This is a genomic window from Neisseria sp. P0021.S007, assembly GCF_051956855.1.
Window position 1 is genome coordinate 1 of record NZ_JBQCXA010001593.1, and the last position, 458, is coordinate 458.

1 protein-coding gene is annotated in these 458 nt (G+C 42.6%); it reads right to left on the reverse strand.

Features of this window, described 5'->3' with window-relative positions:
- Positions 1 to 55: 55 nt before the first annotated feature.
- Positions 56 to 458, reverse strand: a 403-nt coding sequence (locus tag ACTHUR_RS20440) for a PilN domain-containing protein (protein WP_440400626.1), incomplete at its 5' end; no start/stop codon positions are given.

The window sequence follows — 458 nt, forward strand, 5'->3', positions numbered from 1 at the left end:
ATATTAAGCAGGTACAGGTTTTGTACGTCCAATTGTTTCAGGTTTTTAGATGCCATTATTGAGCCTCCGGAGCAGGTTCTGCCACAGGTTCGGCCATTTCACCGCTACTTTGGGCAGTTGGTGCAGGAGCCGGCGTATTCACTTGGTTGATTGAAGATTTCAAAGTAAATTCTTGGTAGTTATCTACTTTTTTAATGCTCAACAATTCAGGCTGCAAGAAAATACCTGTACTTGGCAAGGAGCGCATCATAACGGCAATTTTATTGTCGCTGATGGCATGACCGCTGATTTTATAGCTGGTCGGACTTTCGGCTTCCAACGCGGTCAAATAAGTATTATCGGGCGTAAGTGTATTCAAAGAATCAAGGATATAGGCCGCTTGATAGCGTTTTTCCTGTAACTCTTCAACTTTCAGTTTTTTGGCCAAGAAGGCTTCTTTTTCTTGCTGAAGTTTATCG